The organism is Lysobacter antibioticus (assembly GCF_001442535.1).
In the GTDB taxonomy this organism is placed as follows: domain Bacteria; phylum Pseudomonadota; class Gammaproteobacteria; order Xanthomonadales; family Xanthomonadaceae; genus Lysobacter; species Lysobacter antibioticus.
This window is the reverse complement of the sequence record NZ_CP013141.1, coordinates 1,799,066-1,803,493: the sequence shown is the minus strand read 5'-3', so window position 1 is coordinate 1,803,493 and position 4,428 is coordinate 1,799,066. Positions and strand designations below refer to the sequence as shown.

General features: G+C 66.6%; 3 protein-coding genes. All 3 read left to right on the top strand.

Annotated features, from left to right (window positions below; translation table 11 throughout):
• The first annotated feature begins 94 nt into the window (after positions 1–94).
• The 3 genes from GLA29479_RS07505 to GLA29479_RS07495 all read left to right on the top strand — a co-directional run bounded on the left by GLA29479_RS07505 (position 95) and on the right by GLA29479_RS07495 (position 4,422).
• Complete coding sequence (locus GLA29479_RS07505) at positions 95–1,051, top strand: TauD/TfdA family dioxygenase (RefSeq protein ID WP_057971221.1); 957 nt, start codon at positions 95–97, stop codon at positions 1,049–1,051.
• A 50-nt stretch (positions 1,052–1,101) separates the two neighbouring features.
• Positions 1,102–3,354, top strand: coding sequence for a DUF5916 domain-containing protein (locus GLA29479_RS07500; protein WP_057971220.1), 2,253 nt, complete (start codon positions 1,102–1,104; stop codon positions 3,352–3,354).
• 66 nt (positions 3,355–3,420) lie between these two features.
• Positions 3,421–4,422 (top strand): TauD/TfdA family dioxygenase, encoded by a 1,002-nt coding sequence (locus GLA29479_RS07495; protein WP_057971219.1) that lies wholly within the window; start codon positions 3,421–3,423, stop codon positions 4,420–4,422.
• The last annotated feature ends 6 nt before the right edge of the window (positions 4,423–4,428 follow it).

Genomic DNA, 4,428 nt, shown 5'->3' with positions numbered 1-4,428 from the left:
CCGCCGCGCCCGCATCGCGCCGGGCGCGACCCCACAGTATTACCCCGCACAGTATTTCGAACGCTACGGATTTCAAGAACGACAGGGACCTGCCATGAACGTCAACGCGCTGTTCAACTCCGACCACCATCCGATCGTGATCACACCCGCCGGCGATGTCAGCCAGGCGGCGCTGCACGATTACCTCGTCCACAACCGCGAGCAGGTCCAGGCCTGGTTGCTCAAGCACGGCGGCGTCCTGCTGCGCGGGTTCCAGCTCAACGGCGCCGAGGATTTCCGCGCCTGTTCCGAGCGACTCGGCGCGCAGGCGTTCGACTACATCGGCGGTAATTCGCCGCGCAGCCGCGTCGCCGCCGACGTCTACACCTCGACCGAATACCCGGCCACCGAGGTGATCAGCCTGCACAACGAGATGTCCTACCTGCCGCGCTGGCCGCGCCGTCTGTTCTTCCACAGCGTGATTCCGGCCGCCTCGGGCGGGCAGACCTCGCTGGCCAACAGCAGCGACGTGCTGCGTGCGGTGCCGGACGAGATCGTGCGCAAGCTGCGCGAGCGCGGCATCAACTACGTGCGCAATTTCCAGTCGAGCATTCCGCTCGGCAAGAACTGGCAGACCACCTACCAGACCCAGGACCGCGCCGAGGTCGAGAGCATCGCCGCCGAGCAGGGCTCGACCTGCCGCTGGCAGGCCGACGGCGTGCTGCGCGTCACCACGCGTTGCGACGCCTTCGTCACCCACCCGCAGACCGGCCAGGAGGTGTGGTTCAACCAGGCCGAGCAGTGGCACCCCTCGGCACTCAACCCGCAGCTACGCAGCATGTACGAGCAGATGGTCGGCAAGGGCAACCTGCCGCACGAGTGCGAATACGGCGACGGCGAGCCGATGGAGGAGGAGGCGCTGGCCGAAGTCCGCCGCGCGCTCGACGCCAGCAAGCTGCTGTTCGACTGGCAGCGCGGCGACCTGCTGATGATCGACAACATCCTGATGATGCACGGCCGCGAATCGTTCAAGGGAGAACGCAAGACGCTCGCCTATCTGTCCGAGACCTGATCCGGACCCGACGCGCCACGCCTTCTTCCAGCCCCACCTTTGGACACCACATGACTGCAGATTTTCCCGCCTCGCGACTGCGCGCCGGTTCGGTGCTGATGCTGACCCTGTTGGTCAGCGCGCCGGCCTGCGCCTCGATCGTGATCGACGGCAAGCTCGACGAAACCGAATGGGAACAGGCCAAGCGCTACGACGACTTCAAGGTCACCGAGCCGTATCGTCTGACCGCGCCCGACAGCGGCAGCGGCACCCAGGCGCGCCTGCTGTCGACGCCGGACGGCATCGTCGTCGCCTTCGTGCTCGAACAGGCGCCGGCGTTCGCGCGGGTCAAGCCGCGCCTGGAGCGCGACCAGGAGGACGTCATCGACGGCGTCAACTTCATGGTCGATTTCGACGGCGACGGCCGCACCGCCTACACCTTCAGCGTCGGCCTGTCGGGTTCGATCATGGACGGCGTGGTGACCAACGAGAACGTGCCGAACTACGACTGGGACACCGACTGGAGCTGGGCGGTCGAGGAGACCGAGAACGGCTGGCAGGTCGAGATGCTGATCCCGTGGACGGTGGCGCCGATGCGCGGTACCGACTCGCCGAGCCGCAACGTCGCGGTGTATTTCAGCCGCGTGCTCGGCGGCAACGGCGAGCGCCAGTCGTACCCGGCGGTGTCGATCGAACGCGGCCGTTTCGTCTCCGGCTTCGAGCGACTGGAGATTCCGCAGTACCGCAAGGCCTTGCTGCACTTCTGGCCCTATGTCACCGCCAACCACGACATGATCACCGGCCGCACCAAGTACAACGGCGGCGTCGACCTGTTCTGGAAGCCGTCGCCGCGTTTCCAGTTGAGCGCGACGGTGAATCCGGATTTCGGCCAGGTCGAGTCCGACGACCTGGTGATCAACTTCGACGCCATCGAGACCTTCTTCAGCGACCGGCGCCCGTTCTTCACCGAGAATCAGGGCATCTTCGACCTCAGCACGCCCGATCAGGGCCGGTTGATCCACACCCGCCGCATCGGCGGCGATGCCGACGACGGCAGCGGCGCCAGCGACATCGATGCGGCGATCAAACTCAACGGCTCCTTGGGGCGGCTCAGCTACGGCGTGCTGGCGGCGACCGAGGACGGCGAGGCCGGCCGCGATTTCTACGCGGCGCGTTTGTTGTTCCCGGTGCACGACAAGCTCAGCATCGGCTGGCTCGGCACCGACACCGAGCGCCCGTTCCGCGACCGCAGCGCGCAGGTGCAGGCGGTCGACATGAGCTGGCGGCCGAGCGATGCCCTGGTGATCAACGGCCAGGTGCTCGGCAGCTTCATCGACCAGCGCGGCCGCAGCGTCAACGACAGCGGCGCCTGGATGCGGATCAACTGGACGCCGTCGGAAAGCTGGCGCTATCGGCTCGAAGCCAATCACGTCGGCAACCACCTCGACTTCAACGACCTGGGCTACCAGCGCCGCGCCAGCCTCAACGAGGTCAAGCTCGCCGCCGACTACGTGCATCGCGTCAAGGACGAGGGCGCCAACCTGCGCAGCGTGCGCTGGTTCGCCGACTTGCAGGCGCGCAGCAACGACCGCGGCGACCGCTTGCCGACCACGCTGGCGATCGTCAACAACTACAACTACCGCAGCGGCAACCGACTCAACTTCAATGTCAGCCTGATCACCTCCGGTTGGGACGACCTGATTTCGCGCGGCAACGGCTTGTGGAAGCGTTCGCAGCGCTATCGCTCCGAAGCCGAGTTCGTCAGCCGCCGCTACGGCGACTGGACCTATGGCGCGGCCTTGTCGATGCTGCCGCAAGGCCTGTCGGGCAAGGCCACGCCGGAGCTGGAACTCAGCGCAGTCTGGTACCCCAACGACGAGTTCAACGCCCAGCTGATCTTCAGCCCGGACCGCGGCAGTGACTGGCTGATCTGGGAAGACGGCCGCAACTTCGGCCGTTACTCGCGGCGCGGCGACTACGCCAGCCTCAATCTGAGCTGGTTCCCGGGCCTGCATCATGAGGTGCGCCTGAAGACCGAATGGGCCTCGGTGCGGGCCGACGGCGGCCAGGGCTACATCCTGCAGCCGAACGGACAGATGCTGGCGAGCGGGCAGGCGAGGGCGGATTTCGACGTCAACAACTTCGGCCTGCAGCTGCGCTACCGCTACCTGCTCGGCCCGCAGTCCGACATCTTCGTGGCCTATTCGCGCGGCGGTTCGACCTTCCTCGAACGAGATCCGCTCGGTACCTACGATCAATTCACCGATGCGCTGGAACTGCGCGATTCCGACCAACTGCTGGCCAAGATCCGCTACCGGTTCTGAGCCGCGCCAATATCGTCACGCGCCGCGGCGGCTACCGCGGCGCAGCGTTTCACAGGAGTACTGGACATGCATGCTTTCAAGGAAACCGCGCTGTTCGCCGACGGCCGCGCCCCGCGCGTATTCGAACCCGGTGCCGGCGAGCGCGATCTGGCCGCCTTCGTCGCCGCACGGCGCGAGCTGATCGAGGAGCGTCTGCTCGAACATGGCGCCTTGTTGTTCCGCGGTTTCGACGTCGCCAGCGTCGCCGACTTCGAGGGCTTCGGCGAAGCGGTGTCGCCGCGCGCGCTCGATTACACCTACCGTTCGACCCCGCGCAGCTCGGTCGGCAAGGGCGTGTTCACCGCCACCGAATATCCGCCGGACCAGGAGATCGCCCTGCATTGCGAGAACGCCTATCAGCGCGACTGGCCGCTGAAGATCGCGTTCTGCTGCCTGATCGCGCCGCAGAGCGGCGGCGAGACCCCGATCGCCGACATGCGCCGGGTCGCCGCGGCCATCGGCGAAGAGCGCATGGACCGCTTCGAGGCGCGCGGCGTGCGCTATGTGCGCCACTACCGGCCCTACGTCGATATTCCCTGGGAAACGGTATTCCAGACCTCCGACCGCGGCGAAGTCGCGCGTTTCTGCGAGGCCAACGGCATCGTCCACGAATGGCTGGACGCGCAGACCCTGCGCACCGCCCAGACCAACCACGGCACGGCGCGGCATCCGCTGACCGGCGAGCGCGTGTTCTTCAACCAGGCGCATCTGTTCCACGTCAGCAACCTCGGCGCCGAGGTGGCGACGTCCTTGCTCAACATGTTCGGCGCCGACCGGCTGCCGCGCCATGCTTATTACGGCGACGGCGGCGAGATAGCGGCCGAGGACCTGCAGGCGGTGCGCGAGGCCTTCGCCGGCGCCTCGATCCGGTTTCCCTGGCAGGTCGGTGACGTGATGTTGCTCGACAATATGCAGATGGCGCATGGGCGCAAACCTTTCAGCGGCGCCCGCAAGATCGTCGCGAGCCTGCTGGATGCGTATTCCGAGCGTGCCTCGAACGAAACGGTGCCGCTCGCGGCGACGGCGTAAGCGTAC

Excerpts from the sequence above, each read along its gene's own strand:
- GLA29479_RS07505 (WP_057971221.1), top strand. The coding sequence starts at position 95 with ATGAACGTCAACGCGCTGTTCAACTCCGACCACCATCCGATCGTGATC.
- GLA29479_RS07500 (WP_057971220.1), top strand. The coding sequence starts at position 1,102 with ATGACTGCAGATTTTCCCGCCTCGCGACTGCGCGCCGGTTCGGTGCTG.
- GLA29479_RS07495 (WP_057971219.1), top strand. The coding sequence starts at position 3,421 with ATGCATGCTTTCAAGGAAACCGCGCTGTTCGCCGACGGCCGCGCCCCG.